The sequence below is a fragment of the Mycoavidus sp. B2-EB genome (assembly GCF_014218255.1).
Lineage (GTDB): Bacteria > Pseudomonadota > Gammaproteobacteria > Burkholderiales > Burkholderiaceae > Mycoavidus.
Window position 1 is genome coordinate 1,594,276 of the sequence record NZ_AP021872.1, and the last position, 19,240, is coordinate 1,613,515.

A 19,240-nucleotide genomic window follows, 5' to 3' on the forward strand; every position below is an offset into this window, starting at 1 on the left:
AGTACAATATTGGGTTTTACGCGTTATCTAAGCTGGCCTTTAGCTATAGGCCCCTTACATGTATACACTTTCTGACTTTGATTTTAAACTGCCCGCCGAATTAATTGCGCAGACGGCTCTCGCTAACCGCAGCGCAAGTCGCTTACTTGAAGTCGACAACACGTGCACACCAGCGCACCTGACTAATCGGCGCTTTGCAGAATTGCCAACGTGCATCGCGGCAGGCGATCTATTGGTGTTTAACGACACACAGGTGCTAAAAGCGCGCTTTTTGGGCAGCAAAGCCAGCGGCGGCAAGATCGAGGTGCTAATCGAGCGTATTATCGGCGCACGCACAGCGCTCGCGCAAGTGCGCGCAAGCAAGCGCCCCGCCGTTGGCAGCACACTACGTCTGGCAGATGCATTTGAGGTCACTATCGGCGAGCCGAGTAAAGCTGATGCTACTGCACCTTTTTACACCCTGCACTTTCCAGCCGATTGCCTAAGCTTAATCGAACGTTACGGGCGTTTGCCATTGCCACCTTATATCACGCACGCGCCCGATGCAACCGATGAAACTCGTTATCAGACGGTCTATGCCGCCAACCCAGGGGCAGTCGCTGCGCCCACGGCCGGGTTGCATTTTGATCAAGCGTTACTCGCGCAGCTTGATGCGCACGGCGTGCAGCGCGCAACCCTCACCTTACATGTTGGCGCTGGCACTTTTCAGCCGGTGCGCACCGAAAATCTTGCAGAGCACCGCATGCATAGTGAATGGTATCAAATATCACCCTCACTGGTTGAGGCAATTGCCCGCACGCGTGCGGCAGGTCGGCGTGTCATCGCAGTAGGCACAACCTCACTGCGCGCATTAGAAGCCGCGGCACAAATCAGCGCAGCCCAAGGAGCCGGCATCGACCCGCTGCGCGCAGGCAGTGGCGAAACCGATATATTTATCACTCCTGGCTATCGTTTTCGCTTAGTCGATCAATTAATCACAAATTTTCATTTGCCAAAATCGACGCTATTAATGCTGGTTTGCGCCTTTGCTGGTTTCGATACCATCCACACCGCCTATCAATATGCAATCGCACAGAAATATCGCTTTTTCAGCTATGGCGACGCTATGTTTTTAACTCACCGACCATGTTAACTTTTGACCTACTCAATGTCGACGGCCAGGCCCGCCGCGGCCGTCTCAAATTAAATCATGGCGTCATTGAAACGCCCGTTTTTATGCCGGTGGGCACCTATGGCGCGGTCAAGGCCATGGCGCCCGTTGAACTGGATCAGATTGAAGCGCAGATTATTCTCGGCAACACTTTTCATTTATGGCTGCGCCCAGGACTGGACGCAATTGCCGCCCATAACGGCTTGCATCGCTTTATCAGCTGGCAAAAGCCTATTCTGACCGACTCAGGTGGCTTTCAGGTATTTAGTCTCGGTGCGTTGCGCAAAATTACCGAGGAAGGTGTCGCCTTTGCCTCACCGCTGAATGGCGATCGCCTTTTTTTATCTCCTGAAGTATCGATGCAGATACAGCACCAATTGAATTCAGATATTGTGATGCAATTCGATGAGTGCACCCCCTACACCACCGCAGGCCTCCCTACCACGCTCTCGCAAGCAGCTGACTCGATGCACTTGTCTTTACGCTGGGCGCGGCGCTCAATCAACGAATTTAATCAACTCAACAACCCAAATGCATTATTTGGCATTGTGCAGGGCGGAATGCACGAAAGCTTGCGCGACGAATCGCTTGCAGGATTAATGGAACTTGATTTTGCTGGCTATGCGATTGGCGGTCTTTCAGTAGGCGAACCTAAAGAAGACATGATGCGCATCTTGAATCATGTCGCCCCTCGCTTACCCGCCGATAAACCTCATTACCTAATGGGCGTAGGAACGCCGGAAGATTTAGTCGCTGGCGTGGCAGCCGGAATTGATATGTTCGATTGTGTGATGCCAACCCGCAACGCGCGTAACGGCTGGCTCTTTACTCGCTTTGGCGATTTAAAAATCAAGAATGCCGCGCACCGTAAAGATCCGCGCCCGCTCGACGAAACGTGCCCTTGTTATACCTGCCAGAATTTTTCGCGGGCCTATTTACATCATTTACATCGGATTGGCGAAATCCTTGGCGCGCGCCTCAACACGCTCCATAATTTGCATTATTATCTTGAATTAATGCGTGAAATGCGTAGCGCGATTAGTGCGCGCGGATTTGGTGCATTTGTGCAAAAATTTAAAGCTGAGCGCGCCCGTGGCGTAGGATAAACCCTACTGTTTTGCGCGGATACGCAACTTCTATATGCAAATATATATAAAATACCTACTCGGTGGTAGAATGCCCAACCGTTTTGACTATCCACTCATGGAGATTTAGCATGTTTATTACCCATGCTCTTGCGCAAGGCGCTGGTGCTGCTGCTAGTGCTCAACCTAACTGGATGAGCTTTTTACCCCTACTCGGGATGTTCGCGGTACTCTATTTCATTATGATCCGCCCACAAATGAAGCGGCAGAAGGAACACCGTAACTTACTCGCTGCCATGGCAAAAGGTGATGAAGTCGTCACGAATGGCGGGATTGTTGGTAAAGTCACCAAAGTCAACGAGGCTTATATCGGCATTGAAATCGCTGATGGCGTTGAAATAACCGTGCAAAAAAATGCTGTGACGGCGACCTTGCCCAAAGGCACTATCAAAGCACTATAAAACCTCTCTCTGCAAAAGGCTCTCACAAACTGCGCGCGAATCTGCGCTGGTTTTGTGACAGCCCTGCAAATAAAAGCAGCGCTAGACATAGGGCTGCGTCCTTTGTTTTTCTCTGTTTTCACTACGCCCGCCAATGAACCGCTATCCTCTGTGGAAATATATCGTGATGTTGATGGCGCTCGCCATCGGTCTGTTATATACATTGCCTAACTTCTTTGGCGAAACGCCCGCAGTGCAGATTTCAAGCGGCCGAGCCACGGTGAAAATCGATCACGATATATTAAAAAAAGTAGAAGGCACGCTAGCTTTAAACCAAATTACAGCGCTTGGCGCTACGTTCGACAACAACGCCAATAACGCTAGCATACGCGTGCGGTTTGCCGATACAGATACCCAGTTACGGGCCAAGGACTTACTGGCCAAAGCACTCAATCAAACGCCCGCCAATCCCGCTTATATCGTTGCTCTAAACTTACAAAGTGCCTCGCCTAAATGGCTGACTGCACTGCATGCGCTCCCCATGTACCTCGGTTTAGATTTGCGTGGCGGCGTGCACTTCCTACTACAGGTTGATATGGCCGGCGCGCTGGCTAAAAAACTCGATACCAGCGCAACCGATATTCGCACACTGCTACGTGAGCGCGCAATTCGTAGCGGCGGCGTGAGTCGCGTGGCACATACCATCCGCATCAATTTTATCGCCGAAGAGCCAGCCAAAGCTGCGCGTGCCTTACTCCTAGACAAATTCAGTGAATTGCAGTGGAGCGTGCAAAGCACCGCCGACGGCTATCAAGTGCTTGGCACGTTTTCTCCAGACGCGCTGCGCATCACGCAAGAAAATGCGCTAAAGCAAAATATCGCAACATTACATAATCGCGTCAATGAACTCGGGGTGGCGGAACCCATTATTCAACAACAAGGCGCAGATCGCATCATCGTAGAACTGCCTGGCGTACAAGACACCGCTAAAGCTAAAGACATTATCGGCCGCACCGCAACCCTTGAGGCCCGCCTCGTCGATGCAAATGCACCGCGTTACCCTAATGCAAACGACCCCGTCCCCACTGGCGATGAACTTTTCACTGAGGGCAATCACACCCCTGTACTCCTCAAAAAACAGATTATCTTCACCGGAGACCGGATTGCCGATGCCGCAGCAGGCTTTGATGAACACCAGCAAGCGGTTGTCAAAATTCGCTTAGATGCCGCAGGCGGCCGTGTGCTGCGAAGCATTTCGCGCGACAATATTGGCAAGCCCATGGCGATTGTGCTGTTTGAAAAAGGCAAAGGCGAAGTCCTGACAGTCGCCACGATTCAATCTGAACTTGGCGAGAGTTTTCAAATCACGGGCTCCGCCTCTACTGCCGCCGCCAATGATCTTGCCTTGCTCTTACGCGCAGGCTCACTGGCAGCGCCCATGGAAATTATTGAAGAGCGCACGATTGGGCCCAGCTTAGGCGCCGACAACATTAAGAAAGGTTTTGATTCAGTGTTGTACGGCTTTGCCGCAATCGCTCTTTTTATGTTGGCGTACTACATGCTATTTGGGCTGATTTCAGTCTTGGCTCTATCGCTTAATTTGCTGCTATTGATTGCCGTTCTCTCAATGTTGCAAGCCACGCTGACTTTGCCCGGCATTGCTGCGATTGCACTCACCCTTGGCATGGCCATCGACGCTAACGTATTAATCAACGAGCGCATCCGTGAAGAGCTGCGCCATGGCGCGCCGCCGCAAACTGCGATTTCATCTGGCTTCCAACAAGCGTGGGCCACCATTTTAGATTCAAACGTCACCACCTTGATTGCGGGCCTTGCCTTGCTCGCATTTGGTTCAGGGCCAATCCGCGGCTTTGCGGTTGTACATTGCATTGGCATTTTGACTTCAATGTTCTCGGCGGTCTTCTTTGCGCGTGGTGTAGTCAACCTCTGGTACGGCGGACGGCGCAAGCTGAAGTCTTTGTCAATTGGCCAAATATGGCGTCCGACAACACCGGACAGCCAAGATATGTCACGCTGATCTGGAGCACGAAATGGAATTTTTCCGTATTCACAAAGACATCCCATTTATGCAGCGTGCGTTGATTTTCAACGCAATTTCATTGCTGACCTTCGTTGCGGCAGTATTCTTTTTGCTCACTCGTGGACTGCATTTATCCGTTGAATTTACGGGGGGGACAGTGCTTGAAGTGAATTACCCTCAGCAAGCTCAGCTTGAGCCAGTGCGCGCCACACTGGCTAAGCTTGGCTATAGCGATGCGCAAGTACAAACTTTTGGCACCTCACGTGACGTATTGATCCGGCTGCCATTAAAAACCGGAATGTCATCTGCGCAGCAAAGCGAGTACGTGATGAAGGCGCTCAACACAGGTACCCCGCAAGCTCGCCTACAACGAGTTGAGTTTGTCGGGCCGCAAATCGGTAAAGAACTGGCGATGCATGGGCTGCTTGCCTTATTCTGTGTTGTGCTCGGAATCATTATTTACCTGTCGTTTCGCTTCGAGTGGAAATATGCCATTGCCGGCATCGTTGCCAATTTGCATGATGTAATCATTATTCTCGGCTTCTTTGCCTTTTTTCAGTGGGAATTCTCTCTCTCAGTCCTAGCCGCAGTGCTCGCTGTGCTCGGCTACTCAGTCAATGAATCGGTCGTGATTTTCGACCGGATCCGGGAAACTTTCCTTAAAACCCGCAAGTTGACGGTCATCGAGGTCATTAACCACGCGATTACTAGCACCATCTCGCGCACCGTCATCACGCACGGTAGCACCCAGATGATGGTGTTAGCGATGTTATTATTTGGTGGGCCCACGCTACATTTTTTCTCGTTAGCGCTCACGATCGGGATTTTGTTCGGTATTTATTCGTCGGTTTTTGTTGCAGCAGCGATTGCCATGTGGCTTGGGGTCAAGCGCGAGGATCTGATTAAACCGATTAAACCGAAATATGATCGTAATGATCCGAATGCTGGGGCGCAGGTTTAGGGTTTTATTCAAGCAAAGTGCGGTTAATTTACTTGCAATTACCCACAATTATGAGCGAGTTCAAAACCGATCTGTATATCAATAAGTTTTCGTAACCCACGCCAGATAACGGTGTTACCAGGAGGAGGATCACCGGTTCGAGCTAGATAGCCCCCTAGTTGAGCTAGCTTAATGATGTACCGTGTAAGAGGATTGGCATTTACATTTTTCGGCTTATCTTTGACCAATTGATCAAGCCGCTGCATTTCAGAAGGCGTCAGCGCGATTTCAGCCGATATATCTGGCGCAGCTCGATGTAGCATAGTCATCCAGAAGATACGCCAACTCACGACACAGAATATAGAAATGAGATTGACTAGCCGCTCAGCTGTACGCAGCTTGGACTCTTCAGCCTTACAGCCTGATTTGAGGACTTTGTGGAATACCTCTATTTTCCAGCGTAGTGCATACCAGTCCAATTTTTCAATAGCTTGCTTGCGAGAAGTCACGGATAAATTGGTGATCAACTTCCATTCAATAGGCTCTCTGCTTGCAGGTGCGTCCCGTTCAAATGCATGAATCACCGTCAGATGCAAAGGCGGGTAACGACGCTGTTTGCCGATGGGAGGCAACACCTTTATGCGATGATATCGAAGCTCCAGCACAGCTCGATGCTCCTTACCCTTAGAGTCTCGAACCGTAATTCGATGTATTCCATTAACGCGAACCTCTTCCATTTCTTGCGAGATCGTATGCTTCCCATCTGTTGCGAGCCGATCCACACAGGTCCGAACCAAGAAATTTGTTTGGAGCTCTTGCGCTAAACAGAAGAGTTCGTAAATGTCGCTTTCGCGATCACCTACATGGACACACCGCTGGGGATCGCTAAGCAATGCGGTGGATTGCCGCAAATTCTCGAGCCACCGATAACTTTCCTTCTCTTCGATCGGAATGCGTGTTGGATTAATTTTACACTTGAGGGCCCTGGTCCCCTTGAACTTCTTGCGCGTCCAGAATTTGATTGCTGCCAACCCCAGTGGAACACCTTGTGTGGTAACCAGCAGACTCGAATGCATCAAAATCCCACACACCGTATATTTGATGTTCTTCCCCATCTGGTCTTTGCGACCTGCAACTTCACGCGTCGCGCCTATCCACTCCGGATGCTCTCGTTTATATGAGAATTCGGTCGTATCCTGCAATACTAATATGGGGCCTCTTGAGGCTTCAAACCGCTTTTGAGTTGCTTCGTAATGCCCACTTAGGATTTCCTGTTCGCTCACTTTAGCATTCGAAAAAAACCGGTAGGCTGCTTTCGTGTTACTCCAGTCCTGAAAGGCCATCGGAATACTCTGACCAACGTAAGACCACAAACGCTCTAGGACCAGCCTAAATCTCTTCGTAAGGCGTTCATCGCGGAACTTATTCTGTCCTATCTCCTCTTCAAACCATTTCTGATCTTCACTCTTTCCTACCCTGCTATCTTTGCCACGCTTTCTTTTTAACATCCATAGGTCTCATCATCTGTACGAGCAATGACGTTAACAGAACTCGATCATTGTTAACAGGCTTTAAACGCGTTAAATCTGTGGGTAATTGAAAGGTTAATTTAGCGGTTACGGGCTAACTCCAATCCGATTCTAGATAATCCTTACCTAATTTTTCCTTTACTTTCGCCATTGCTTCGCTAACCTTGATTTTCGAATTTTGATGGGTCAGCATGCTTATTAGAGAGGCATAATCTTTTTCTGGAGTGAATGTGCTTGCTTTCTCAGAAAATGCATTATCTGTCTCGAGTAAGACCTTTCTGGTTGACTAGTTCTGCATACAAGATACCGTCCTCTTAGTCAAACAATTTTTCCATAATTGTCATCATATGGCAGGCGTGATTTAAGTACGCCGAAACAAAGATGGACGAATTTTCTCATGCATGCACCGAGGGCAGACATAGTCGATTTACCGCGGGTACGTAGGCGTTCGTATAGTGCTTTAACATGGGCGTTATAGCGTATGGCGACCAGTGCACGGCGGCGGAATGACTCGATAATCTTGCGCAACCGGCCCCTTGTTGCAGGAATAAAACTCTCTCGAAAATCAATACATCAAAGCGTTATCCGCATGCCGCCGCCAATTCTTTGCATATTCATGTGCAAGCGCCGGAAAATCCCGAATAATGAGCATATTCTCTGCGTTTTTTCGTTGCGCGGTATACGTAAAATTAAAGCTGCCGGTAATCAGTACTGGATGTGCGCTGTCAGCATCAATGATGATAATTTTGTTATGCGCGTTACGATACTTCACTTCGCGGCGCACCCAAATACCCGCCTTGGCCAGTGCGGTTATACGCGCATCACGCCCTTCCTCTAGCCGCGTAGCATCCACTAATATGCGCACCTCAACGCCGCGCGCATGAGCCTTTATTAAAGCCTGGATAATTCGCTTATTAGAGAGCAGATACGCTTGCACGAGTACTTGTTTGCGCGCACCTTGCACAGCGTCTACGATGAGTCCTTCAACATCATCACGTGGCACAAAAGCAGCCTGCATCGTGCCTTGCGCCTTCAATACGACCGGCGGCTTATAATAATCAACTGGCCCGCGGGCAGCGCTTGCAGCCACTAAGGATACTGCCAAAATAAGCGGTCCGCTGATACTAAAAAAGAGGTTCATGAGTCAATTACAAAAGCTTTTAATCCGAATTGGACGAGACTATAATCCAGATCAGACGAAGTTTAAATCCGAATTAGACGGAGCATAAATCCTAAATGGCCGGAATGGAAACAACTCTTTTTCCACGCTTTTCGACTGAACGCATCCTGACAGCGCTTAAAGACACGCCGGTGGTCATGATTAACGGCCCACGTCAGTGCGGCAAAACCACTTTGGTGCGTCAACTTGCCAGCACAGACGCTATCTACATTACGCTGGATGATGACACGGCGCTCGCTGCGGCACGCAATGACCCAACCGGATTCGTGCGCCAGCTTGATTATGCCATTATCGATGAGGTGCAACGAGCCCCCGAATTGTTACGCGCAATCAAAAAGGCCGTGGATGATGAGCGTCGGCCTGGACGCTTCCTACTCACGGGCTCAACCCATGTACTCACTATGCCAACCGTGTCGGAAAGTTTAGCCGGACGCATTGAAATCGTACATCTCTTACCTCTTTCGTTGGCTGAAATCCGCAATCAAAAGCCAGCATTCCTAAAGCATGCATTTGCCGGCAAACTTGTCAAACCAGCGGAAGTCATGATTGATCATGCCCTGGTGCAAACCGTGTTGACCGGCGGTTATCCGGAAATGTTTGTGCGTCAAAATCCAAAACGCCGTTACGCATGGCGGCGTGATTATCTGCATGCGCTCTTACAGCGCGACGTACGGGACGTCTCAAGCATTGAGAAACTTGACCATCTACCTCGCCTACTACAAATTCTCGCCCATCACTCTGGACAGCTGATCAATTTCACTCAAATTGCGGGCCAACTGGGTCTGGATAGTAAAACCGCAAGTAAATATTTGGCCGTCTTTGAACAATTATTTCTTGTTTATCGCCTCAAACCTTGGTTCCGCAATCAGATTAAGCGAATGATTAAAACGCCCAAGCTGCATTTTTTTGATTCTGGATTACTGGCCAATTTGCTCGCCCTAACCACTGAACGAATTGCAGAAAACCGCCTCTTATTCGGTCCAATTCTTGAGACTTTCGTTGTCTCGGAAATCATGAAGCAAATCACATGGTGTGATGAAGCGTATACGCTTCATCACTATCGAGACAAAGAACAAAATGAAGTCGATCTGGTGGTTGAGAACGAAATCGGCGCGGTACTGGGTATCGAAATTAAGGCCTCGGCTTCAGTCTATGCCGATGATTTTAAAGGGCTACGCAAACTGGCACATATCTGCCAAGATGAATTTAAGCTAGGGATTGTTCTTTACAATGGGGAAAACATTATTCCATTCGGAGATCGTCTCTTTGCTGCGCCTATATCCTGTCTTTGGGGATCCGCCTAATTTGAACTTTAAACGCGGCGTTCAAGCACTGCGGCAAAGAAACCATCCGTCATGTGTTGATGCGGCCATAGAGAGAGGTAATCCCCTGTATTAAGATCAATCTGCTGCTCAGCTAATACTCTATGAGCCGGCACTAATTGAAATTCTGGATGGGCTGCCATAAAAGCCTCAACCACTGCTTCGTTTTCGGCTGCGAGTAAGCTACAGGTCGCATAAACTAAACGCCCACCTGGCTTAACCAGACGCGCAGCGCTAGCGAGAATCGAGGCTTGCTTCACCGCTAATTCAGCGACTGAAACGGGCGTTTGCCGCCATTTAAGATCAGGGTTGCGACGCAGCGTACCTAAACCGCTACAGGGCGCATCAATCAAAACCCGATCAATCTTGCCAGCCAAGCGCTTGATTTTTGCATCATGTTCACTATCAATGCGTACCGGATGCACATTAGATAAACCGCTTTTTGCAAGCCGCGGCTTGAGTTTGGCAAGCCGCCGATCGGCCACATCAAACGCATATAAGCGCCCGCTGGAACGCATTTGTGCGCCTAACGCAAGCGTTTTACCACCTGCTCCGGCACAAAAATCAACCACCATTTCGCCTCGTTTGGGGGCAACAAGATAGCTCAGCAATTGGCTACCTTCGTCCTGCACTTCAAAATACCCCTGCTCAAACGCGGGCAAGCGATTTAATGCCGGCTTACCCGTCACGCGCACGCCCAAAGGTGCAAATGGCGTAGGCTGCGCCTCGATACCTGCTTCGGCTAACAGAGCGAGTACGTCAGCTTGATTTGATTTAATTGAATTCACGCGCAAATCGAGCGGCGCGGGGTGGTTAAGAGCGACGGCCAGACGCTCACCTTCATCCGCGCTCAAACTTTTCCCAGATATTTGCTGGCTGAGAGCGGTGACCAGCCAGTCCGGTAGATTCATGCGAATGCGCAGAGGTAAGCTAGCCGGGTCAATTTTTGAGACGCGCTCAAGCCATTCCACTTCAGCAGCAGATACCGATGGCAGCAAGCTTTGACGTCCTACCGTTTGCATTAATCCGAGCAGTGCCAGCCGTCGGTTGGGCCGACTACTACCGCTTTCAGCTAAATGCGCACACTCAAGTTTACGGCGTAAGACAGCAAATACGGCTTCCGCGATAATCCCTCGCTCGGTATGACCCAATTTCGGCTGGGAACGGAAAAAACGACTCGTCACAGCATCTGCTGGGCCGGTAAATTTTAATAATTCATTGAGCAAAGCTTCGCTTTGATCGATCAGCCAAGGGGCTAGTTTTTTCATATTAGATCTGCGCCAGTAATCAGGCATTGGGGTTCAGGGGGGGTCAGCACCACGTGCGCGCCTTCAAGCGTAAGTCGGTCCTCGATAAACCAGCAGACTACGCGCGGATAGAGAATATGTTCGCTTGCCAAGACACGCGCCGCCAGCGTTGCTTCATCGTCGCCCGCCAGTACCGGGACTACCGACTGCGCAATGATTGGCCCGCCATCGAGCTGTGCGTTAACGAAATGAGCCGTTGCACCATGCACTTTAATCCCAGCGTCTAACGCGCGCTGGTGCGTATTTAGGCCTCGGAAGCTCGGTAACAAAGAAGGATGAATATTGAGGATACGGTTTGCATAGCGCTCAATGAAAGTTGCCGTAAGCACTCGCATAAAACCCGCTAATACAATCAAATCTGGCGTAAATGAATCCAGTGCCGCTACCAATGCGGCTTCAAATGATTCACGCTCAGGATCGTTTTTTGCCTCAACCACAACCGTCGCGATCCCGTGCGCGCGAGCAAAGAGCAAACCTTTTGCATCCGCCCGACTGGCAATGACAGCCGCAATGCGCGCAGGCCAACGCTGCATCTCGCAGGCGCGCACAATAGCTTCCATATTGCTGCCGCGCCCGGAAATTAGAATGACAATTTTTTTCATTAACGGATTTTAACATTAGAGTTAAACATTAAAGACGACCGATTCATTCGCTTTAGCAATGAGCGCCTAGTGCTATACTTGCTAGCGCCCATATCTGAGCTAGCCCAAAAAGAAATGACCTAGCTCTATGGAATATTGACCCAGCACAGCAAGCAGTTAAATAGGCGGAAATTGAGCTTATGGCGGTATCGCATCGGAAAGTGTCAGATCATTTGCGCAATCGAGAGCGCCTCATTCACTCTGAGTATCATCATCAGTCACAGCAGACACATGGCTGGGCACAACTGCATCGAGACTGAACGTGAGAGTTTTTAGAGGTCTTTCCAACGCGCGCAACCCAGCACCTTGCGCCTTAACCATTGGCAATTTTGATGGTGTGCATCGCGGGCATCAAATGTTGCTTACGCGCCTGCGGGAGCAAGCTAAGCTACGCGGCTTGCCAGTGTGCGTGATGACCTTCGAACCCCATCCGCGTGAATTTTTTAATCCGGCAAGCGCCCCGCCACGCATTGCACTTTTGCGCGACAAACTTGAAGCCTTAAGCCTCTATGGCGTTGACCAAGTGCTGGTTGAACCATTTAATGCAACCTTCGCTAGCCAAACGGCAGAGGCTTTTATCCAACACATTATTGTGCAAGGTCTCAATACGCGCTGGATTTTAGTGGGCGATGACTTTCGCTATGGCGCAAAACGGGCGGGCGATTTCGCTACCTTACTAGCCGCCAGCACACAATATCATTTTGAGGTTGAGCAAATCGCCACCCTGACGAATGACAGCCAGCGCATCTCTAGTTCTGCCATACGTACGGCCTTGCGCACTGGAGACCTAGCCTTGGCCCGCGTTTTGCTGGGCCGCTCTTATATGATGAGCGGCCATGTCATACATGGCAATAAACTGGGCCGCGAGCTGGGTTTTCCGACTCTGAATTTCCGGGTGGCGCCTCAACACCTAGCGCTTTCCGGGATTTTTGCGGTGGCGGTACATGGGCTAGCCCGAGCTCCGTTGCCCGCCGTCGCCAGCCTTGGCATCCGGCCTACAGTCGACAATTCAGGCCAAATTTTGCTTGAAACGCATATACTCGATTGGCAAGGCAACGCTTATGGCAAACTATTACGCATTGAATTTCTAGAAAAACTGCGCGGCGAGGAAAAATATAACGACCTTGCCACGTTACGCACCGCAATTGCGCGCGACGTAGAAAACGCGCGAGCATTCTTTATCTCCTCTGATTATCAATATGAGCAACCAGAAAACTGATGCAAAGCCGGCCGCAAAATATCCGGTTAACCTTCTGAACACACCTTTTCCAATGCGCGCTGAGCTGCCTAAGCGCGAGCCGCAATGGATTAAAGAATGGCAACAGAAAAAGGTTTACCAAAAAATTCGCCAGGTTTGCCAAGGTCGCCCCAAATTTGTTTTGCATGACGGCCCGCCTTATGCCAATGGCGATATTCATCTTGGCCATGCCGTGAATAAAATTTTGAAAGACATGATTGTGAAAGCGCGCACGCTGGCTGGCTTTGACGCCGCCTATGTACCCGGCTGGGATTGTCATGGCATGCCAATTGAAATTCAAATTGAGAAAAAATTTGGCAAAGCGCTGCCCACTACCGAAGTGCAACGCAAAGCGCGCACTTATGCAAACGAACAGATTGAGCGACAAAAAACAGCTTTTCAGCGCCTGGGCGTACTGGGCGATTGGGATGCGCCCTATCTCACGATGGCTTTTGCGAATGAAGCGAATGAAATCCGCGCCTTCGCCAAGATCCTTGAGAAAGGCTATATCTTTCGTGGTTTAAAACCCGTGAATTGGTGCTTTGACTGCGGCTCAGCTTTAGCTGAAGCTGAAGTCGAATACAAAGATAAAACCGATCCTACGATTGATGTAGGCTTTGCTTTCGCAGAACCCGAAAAAATTGCTCAAGCATTTGGCCTAAGCACGCTGCCGCAAAGCAAGGGTTGGATCGTTATCTGGACCACGACCCCGTGGACGATTCCCGCCAATCAGGCGCTTAATCTACATCCAGAATTCAGCTATAGTTTGGTTGATACGCCACGTGGCTTGCTCATATTGGCAACGGAGCGCGTTGAGGCATGCCTCCAAGCCTATCAATTAAGCGGCAAGATTATTGCGTCGGTACCGGGCCAAGCACTCGCAGGACTGCGCTTTAACCATCCGCTGGCCACCCTGCATGCCGATTATCAACGCACGGCACCCATCTACCTCGGCGATTATGTCACCCTAGATACCGGCACAGGCGTCGTCCATTCAGCACCGGCTTATGGCGTTGAAGATTTTATTTCGTGTAAAGCCCATCAGCTCAATGACGAGCAAATCATTAATCCGGTACTGGGCAATGGCTGTTACGCCGCATCGCTTGGGCTTTTTGGCGGGCTTTCGATTTGGCAAGCCAATGCTAAAATTGTTGAGGCCCTCGAGCAAGCCAACTCCTTATTTAGAAGCGAGCTCTATACACATAGCTATATGCATTGTTGGCGGCATAAAACGCCGATTATCTACCGCGCGACCTCGCAATGGTTCGTTGGCATGGATCTGATGCCTAAGGAAGGCAATCAAACCCTACGCACTACCGCATTAGAAGGCATTGAGGCGACGCACTTTTATCCAGCTTGGGGGAAGCAGCGCTTGTTTGGCATGATCGCCAATCGCCCTGACTGGACCGTATCACGGCAACGTCAATGGGGCGTACCGATTGCTTTTTTTGTGCACAAAGAAACTGGCGAGCTGCATCCAAACACGCTTGCTCTATTGGAAGAAGTGGCCAAGCGCGTTGAACAAAACGGGATTGAAGCATGGCAGACGCTCGATCCGCGCGAATTACTCGGCGCAGAAGCGGATCATTACGAAAAAAACCGCGATACGCTCGACGTCTGGTTCGACTCTGGCACGACTCATTGGCATGTACTACGTCACTCCCATCAGGATGCCACCCATTTTCCGGCTGATTTGTATTTAGAAGGATCGGATCAGCATCGCGGCTGGTTCCATTCATCGCTTTTAACCGCGTCTATGCTCGATGGCCAACCGCCCTACAAAGCACTGCTCACGCACGGCTTTACCGTCGATGGACAAGGCCGCAAGATGTCAAAATCTGTGGGCAATGTGATCGTGCCACAGGAAATCACGGATACCCTTGGCGCTGAGGTGATCCGGCTTTGGGTGGCTTCAACTGACTACTCAGGCGAGCTCTCCATTTCCGATGAAATTTTAAAGCGGGTGGTCGAGAGCTACCGACGTATCCGCAACACGTTACGCTTTTTATTAGCGAATTTGTCTGATTTTACCTACGCGCAACATGCACAGCCGATAGAGAATTGGCTTGAGATGGATCGTTACGCACTTGCGTTATCCGCGACTCTGCAAGAAGACATTTTGACGCATTATGCGCAATATGAATTTCATCCAGCCGTGGCTAAACTGCAAACCTTTTGCTCAGAAGATCTAGGTAGCTTTTATCTTGATATTCTGAAAGACCGCCTCTATACGTCTGCGCCCGATGCGCCCGCGCGGCGCGCAGCGCAAACGGCGCTTTATCATATTACCCACAGCCTATTGCGCATGATCGCGCCTTTTTTATCATTTACCGCCGAAGAAGCGTGGCGCATCCTACAGCCGGACACCACCACGATTTTCACCGAGACACATCATACTTATCCAGTCATAGCGGAGGCTGACGTACTCATCGCTAAATGGCAATTGCTCCGCTCCATACGCAGCGAAGTCACTAAAGCGCTTGAAGCCGCGCGCACTGCCGGCCAGATTGGTTCATCGCTGCAAGCAGAGGTCGAACTCAAGATGACGGGTGCACGCTATGAAGCACTGGCCAGCCTAGGTAATGATCTAAAGTTCGTCTTGATCACGTCAACCGCAACAGTTGTAAAAGTTGCGCATGAAAATAGCGAAGGCATTCAAGTGACTCCTTCAGCCCATACAAAATGCGAGCGCTGCTGGCACTATTCTAGCGATGTAGGCACTGAGCCAGACCATCCAGCTTTATGTATGAGGTGTTTTAACAATCTATTTGGCGCCGGTGAGCCGACACGGAGGGTTGCATAATGGCCAATCAGAAAAATAGCCAAACTTTCATCGGTTGGCTTGGGCTAGCGCTCCTCATTATCTTGAGCGACCAGCTCAGCAAACTTTCCATTTTGAATCTTTACGCTTATGGCTCTTCGCATCCAATCACCTCATTTTTTAACTTAGTGCTGGTTTATAACAAAGGGGCGGCTTTTAGCTTTTTAGCGAATGCCAGCGGATGGCAGCGCTGGGCTTTTAGCGGGCTAGGCATAAGCGTGGCGCTTTTTATAAGCTATTTGCTTAAGCGACACAGCGGCCAGAAACTTTTCTGTACCGCGTTATCTTTGATTTTGGGCGGGGCGCTTGGCAATGTGATTGACCGGCTCTGGTATGGACATGTGATTGATTTTCTCGACTTTCATTTACGCGGCTGGCATTGGCCTGCTTTCAATGTAGCCGATAGTGCCATTACCTGCGGCGCTATTTTGTTGGTTATTGATGAGCTGCGGCGTGTACGCCGCACACGCTAACATGGATCTACTCAACAAACATTTGGTGCTTGGCCTCACCGGCGGGATTGCCTGCTATAAATCAGCGCAGCTCACCCGTCTTCTAAGCCAAGCGGGTGCGAGTGTACAAGTCGTCATGACCGATGCCGCGACCCAATTCATCACGCCGCTCACCCTGCAAGCCTTGTCGGGCCGTCCGGTGTATACCAGCCAATGGGATCCGCGCATAAGTAACAATATGGCACATATTGATCTCTCACGCGCCGCAGATGCCATTCTGATTGCACCCACTTCCGCTGACTTTATGGCAAAGCTTGCGCATGGGCATGCGGATGACCTTTTATCCACTTTAGCGCTTGGGCGTACCTGCCCACTTCTCGTTGCCCCGGCAATGAATCAACAGATGTGGCAAAACCCAGCGACACAGCGCAACCTGGCTCAACTGCGCGCCGATAATATTATCGTGCTTGGCCCCGATGCAGGACCACAAGCATGCGGCGAAACGGGCGCAGGTCGCATGCTTGAGCCCGCAACCATTATGGAAGCCATCACAGGCTTTTTCCAACCCAAATGGCTTAGCGGCAAGCGGGTGCTCATTACAGCCGGCCCGACCTATGAACCGATCGATCCGGTGCGCGGCCTGACTAACTGTTCAAGTGGCAAAATGGGCTTTGCGCTAGCCCGCGCAGCAGTACAAAGTGGCGCCCAAGTTCAGCTCATTGCAGGTCCAACCTCTCTCGCTACGCCAGCCGAGGTTATTCGTCACGACGTACAAACTGCTCAGCAAATGTTAGATGCTGTGCTGGCGCAAATCGCTGAAACGGATATTTTTATTGCCGTCGCAGCGGTTTCCGACTGGCGCGTTGACCAGATCAGCGCCGAAAAGATTAAGAAAAATAGCGCGTCTGCTGTGCCGAGCCTCACTTTTGTTGAGAATCCAGACATTTTGCAGCAGGTCGCCCATTTGCCCAAGCCCCCTTTTTGCGTCGGCTTTGCCGCAGAAAGTAACGAGCTTGAAAAACATGGACAGGAAAAGCGCATCCGCAAAAATGTGCCGCTTTTAGTTGGTAATCTTGGGCCTAAAGCTTTTGGCTGCGAGGATAACGAAGTCACCTTGTTTGACGCAAAAGGCGCCACCCCACTACCGCGCATGGATAAGCAAATGCTTGCGCGCACATTAATCGCTGAAATTGCCCAACGCCTAGCCACCACGAATTAAACATGAAAATCGATATTAAAATCCTCGATCCACGCATGCGCGACCAATTACCGCACTATGCAAGCGCCGGTAGCGCTGGCCTTGATTTGCGCGCGTGTCTTGATGCTCCGCTAACGCTTGAACCTGGCGCTACCGCCTTAGTGCCCACAGGATTAGCGATTCATTTGCAGGATCCCGGCTATGCCGCGCTTATCTTGCCACGTTCAGGGCTGGGGCATAAACACGGGATTGTGCTGGGCAATTTGGTGGGGCTAATTGATGCCGATTATCAAGGGCAGTTAATGATTTCCACCTGGAACCGAGGACACACTCTTTTTACGCTGGCACCCTTTGAGCGGTTAGCTCAACTGGTCATCGTACCTGTCATGCAAGTTGCATTTAATATTGTCGATGATTTTGTGCCAAGCACACGCGGAGAGGGTGGCTTCGGTAGTACGGGTAAACAGTAAACTCGCTTTAAAAAAGCCAATGTTTTAATCGAGATCCTGCATTTTATAAAAATAAAATGCAGCATTCTCATCTAAAATCAGACATCCATCCGCTTTATCCTGCCTCAGGATTCAGTCTCGCTCCAGACGAAACTCCTTTTATTCTTTGCTCAAGTTGTGATAACATAAATATATTAGGAATTTTATTCTAATAAATAAATCAAATAATGTTTTTACTAAGTAAGTTATGCTGTCAAATATTCGTCATTATTCCAATTCATCTTGTATTGCCGCGCTCGCACAGACACTCAATACTAAACCGCTCTCCTCATTACACACCTCGTCAAATTCCGAATCCAACCCGCCCGCTCTTCCAGCGCCACAGAATTTAGCTGAAGAGCCGCCGATCATATGTAGTGTCGTCTCACGTGATAGTAAATGGCTCGCTTTCTCAAGTACGAATGCAACCGTTCAATTATGGTCGCGTACTTCCACCGCACAGCACGCGCTTAAAAGCCATACCGATTGGGTCAGCAGCATCGCTTTTTCTGAAGATAGCCGGTGGTTGGCTTCAGCTAGCTACAATGGCATGATTCACTTACGAAAAATCGAAAATAACCAGCCTGCTGACTTCTATAACACATTAAGCTGTGACGGACTGAGCGTAAGTAGCATGGCGTTTTTACAAACGGCAGAGGTCACTCAGCTAGCCGCAGGCACAATTTTCAAGAAAATTTTTATATGGTCGCTCAACGACCAGAAAGAGCCAAAATTACTCCGTAAACTATCCATTTCTGACTCGATCTATCAGGTCTCATTCTCCAATGATGGCCAGTGGCTAGCCTCAAGCAGCAATCAATTTATTTATGTGTATGGCACAGTTAATAGCTTCAAACTAACAGATACTGTTAACACATTTTTTGATGCGACTTGCATTACCTTTTCACCTGATAATCTTTGGCTAGCTTCAGGTAGCACTGATGGCGTCATCAGGCTTTGGTCATTTGCAGCAAACCAAACCACGCCGCCTAGTCTGCGCTATACGTTTAAAGGGCATATGGCGGCTATCAACTGCCTCGTGTTTTCAGAAGATAGCAAACAACTCGCTGCAACCAGTGTTAATAATACTTTTAGCATATGGTCACTAGATCCTGGCCAATCTCGGGCCGTTATTCGACACTGTAGCAAAGACTTATTATCCGTTATGTGGCAACCTACACTGGCTCAAAATCCATTATTGTTAACCAGGGGATCAGACCATTCTATCAACTTGTGGGAGGTAGAAACTAACGGCCTCTCTTTGCACATGCACAGATCCTGGACATTGCATCAAGATAAGCGCTCTACCACCATGATGGCTATCGAGAATCCTGTAAAATCAAATGCAAAAACTTTCCGGCCTATGCATTCAGCCCAATTGCAATAGTCTCGGTTCTAGCTGCTTTATC

Annotated in this window: 16 protein-coding genes and 1 pseudogene; 12 read left to right on the forward strand and 5 right to left on the reverse strand. The window is 49.8% G+C overall.

Annotation, left to right across the window (positions count from 1 at the left end; translation table 11 throughout):
* Positions 1-58 precede the first annotated feature (58 nt).
* The 5 genes from queA (at position 59) to secF (ending at position 5,677) form a co-directional block, all read left to right on the forward strand.
* Entirely contained in the window at positions 59-1,132 is a 1,074-nt protein-coding gene (gene queA, locus MPB2EB_RS07065) for a tRNA preQ1(34) S-adenosylmethionine ribosyltransferase-isomerase QueA (protein WP_185181628.1), read from the forward strand.
* Positions 1,126-2,256, forward strand: coding sequence for a tRNA guanosine(34) transglycosylase Tgt (gene tgt, locus MPB2EB_RS07070; protein WP_185181629.1), 1,131 nt, complete (start codon positions 1,126-1,128; stop codon positions 2,254-2,256). The genes queA and tgt overlap by 7 nt, the downstream gene beginning before the upstream one ends.
* A gap of 110 nt (positions 2,257-2,366) precedes the next feature.
* On the forward strand, positions 2,367-2,696 hold the full coding sequence (gene yajC / locus MPB2EB_RS07075) for a preprotein translocase subunit YajC (RefSeq protein WP_185181630.1): 330 nt from the start codon (positions 2,367-2,369) through the stop codon (positions 2,694-2,696).
* Between the two features lie 133 nt (positions 2,697-2,829).
* A complete protein-coding gene (secD, locus tag MPB2EB_RS07080; RefSeq protein WP_185181631.1) occupies positions 2,830-4,713 on the forward strand; it encodes a protein translocase subunit SecD in 1,884 nt (627 codons plus the stop codon).
* A gap of 13 nt (positions 4,714-4,726) precedes the next feature.
* Positions 4,727-5,677: a protein translocase subunit SecF gene (gene secF, locus MPB2EB_RS07085; protein ID WP_185181632.1), complete on the forward strand. Its 951-nt coding sequence runs from the start codon at positions 4,727-4,729 to the stop codon at positions 5,675-5,677.
* 38 nt (positions 5,678-5,715) lie between these two features.
* Here secF and MPB2EB_RS07090 read toward each other — a convergent pair whose 3' ends face one another.
* The 3 genes and pseudogenes from MPB2EB_RS07090 to MPB2EB_RS07095 all read right to left on the reverse strand — a co-directional run bounded on the left by MPB2EB_RS07090 (position 5,716) and on the right by MPB2EB_RS07095 (position 8,326).
* Positions 5,716-7,164: an IS4 family transposase gene (locus MPB2EB_RS07090; RefSeq protein WP_185181187.1), complete on the reverse strand. Its 1,449-nt coding sequence runs from the start codon at positions 7,162-7,164 to the stop codon at positions 5,716-5,718.
* Positions 7,165-7,503: 339 nt separating this feature from the next.
* Positions 7,504-7,680 (reverse strand): annotated as a pseudogene (locus tag MPB2EB_RS08540) (IS110 family transposase); the annotation flags it as partial.
* Positions 7,681-7,750: 70 nt separating this feature from the next.
* A complete protein-coding gene (locus tag MPB2EB_RS07095; protein WP_185181633.1) occupies positions 7,751-8,326 on the reverse strand; it encodes a phospholipase D family protein in 576 nt (191 codons plus the stop codon).
* 104 nt (positions 8,327-8,430) lie between these two features.
* Here MPB2EB_RS07095 and MPB2EB_RS07100 point away from each other — a divergent pair, with 104 nt between their 5' ends.
* Positions 8,431-9,669 carry an ATP-binding protein gene (locus MPB2EB_RS07100; RefSeq protein ID WP_185181634.1) on the forward strand — a complete coding sequence of 413 codons (1,239 nt, stop codon included), beginning with the start codon at positions 8,431-8,433 and terminating at the stop codon, positions 9,667-9,669.
* A gap of 8 nt (positions 9,670-9,677) precedes the next feature.
* Here the strand turns inward: MPB2EB_RS07100 and MPB2EB_RS07105 are convergent, their stop codons facing one another.
* Together MPB2EB_RS07105 and purN are read right to left on the reverse strand one after the other, a co-directional pair.
* Positions 9,678-10,955, reverse strand: coding sequence for an RsmB/NOP family class I SAM-dependent RNA methyltransferase (locus tag MPB2EB_RS07105; protein ID WP_185181635.1), 1,278 nt, complete (start codon positions 10,953-10,955; stop codon positions 9,678-9,680).
* On the reverse strand, positions 10,952-11,596 hold the full coding sequence (gene purN / locus MPB2EB_RS07110) for a phosphoribosylglycinamide formyltransferase (RefSeq protein WP_185181636.1): 645 nt from the start codon (positions 11,594-11,596) through the stop codon (positions 10,952-10,954). The genes MPB2EB_RS07105 and purN overlap by 4 nt, the downstream gene beginning before the upstream one ends.
* Positions 11,597-11,897: 301 nt before the next feature.
* On the opposite strand from purN, the gene MPB2EB_RS07115 reads away from it, so the two are divergent.
* The 6 genes from MPB2EB_RS07115 to MPB2EB_RS07140 all read left to right on the forward strand — a co-directional run bounded on the left by MPB2EB_RS07115 (position 11,898) and on the right by MPB2EB_RS07140 (position 19,218).
* Positions 11,898-12,854 carry a bifunctional riboflavin kinase/FAD synthetase gene (locus MPB2EB_RS07115; protein WP_185181637.1) on the forward strand — a complete coding sequence of 319 codons (957 nt, stop codon included), beginning with the start codon at positions 11,898-11,900 and terminating at the stop codon, positions 12,852-12,854.
* Positions 12,835-15,675, forward strand: a complete 2,841-nt coding sequence (gene ileS / locus MPB2EB_RS07120) for an isoleucine--tRNA ligase (RefSeq protein ID WP_185181638.1) — start codon at positions 12,835-12,837, stop codon at positions 15,673-15,675. The genes MPB2EB_RS07115 and ileS overlap by 20 nt, the downstream gene beginning before the upstream one ends.
* Entirely contained in the window at positions 15,675-16,166 is a 492-nt protein-coding gene (gene lspA, locus MPB2EB_RS07125) for a signal peptidase II (protein WP_185181639.1), read from the forward strand. Before ileS ends, lspA begins: the two co-directional genes overlap by 1 nt.
* Before the next feature lies 1 nt (position 16,167).
* The gene (gene coaBC, locus MPB2EB_RS07130; RefSeq protein ID WP_185181640.1) at positions 16,168-17,364 is read left to right on the forward strand and encodes a bifunctional phosphopantothenoylcysteine decarboxylase/phosphopantothenate--cysteine ligase CoaBC; all 1,197 of its coding nucleotides are present in this window, start codon (positions 16,168-16,170) and stop codon (positions 17,362-17,364) included.
* Positions 17,365-17,366: 2 nt separating this feature from the next.
* Positions 17,367-17,813: a dUTP diphosphatase gene (gene dut, locus MPB2EB_RS07135; RefSeq protein ID WP_185181641.1), complete on the forward strand. Its 447-nt coding sequence runs from the start codon at positions 17,367-17,369 to the stop codon at positions 17,811-17,813.
* 226 nt (positions 17,814-18,039) lie between these two features.
* Positions 18,040-19,218: a WD40 repeat domain-containing protein gene (locus MPB2EB_RS07140; RefSeq protein ID WP_185181642.1), complete on the forward strand. Its 1,179-nt coding sequence runs from the start codon at positions 18,040-18,042 to the stop codon at positions 19,216-19,218.
* Positions 19,219-19,240: the final 22 nt, after the last annotated feature.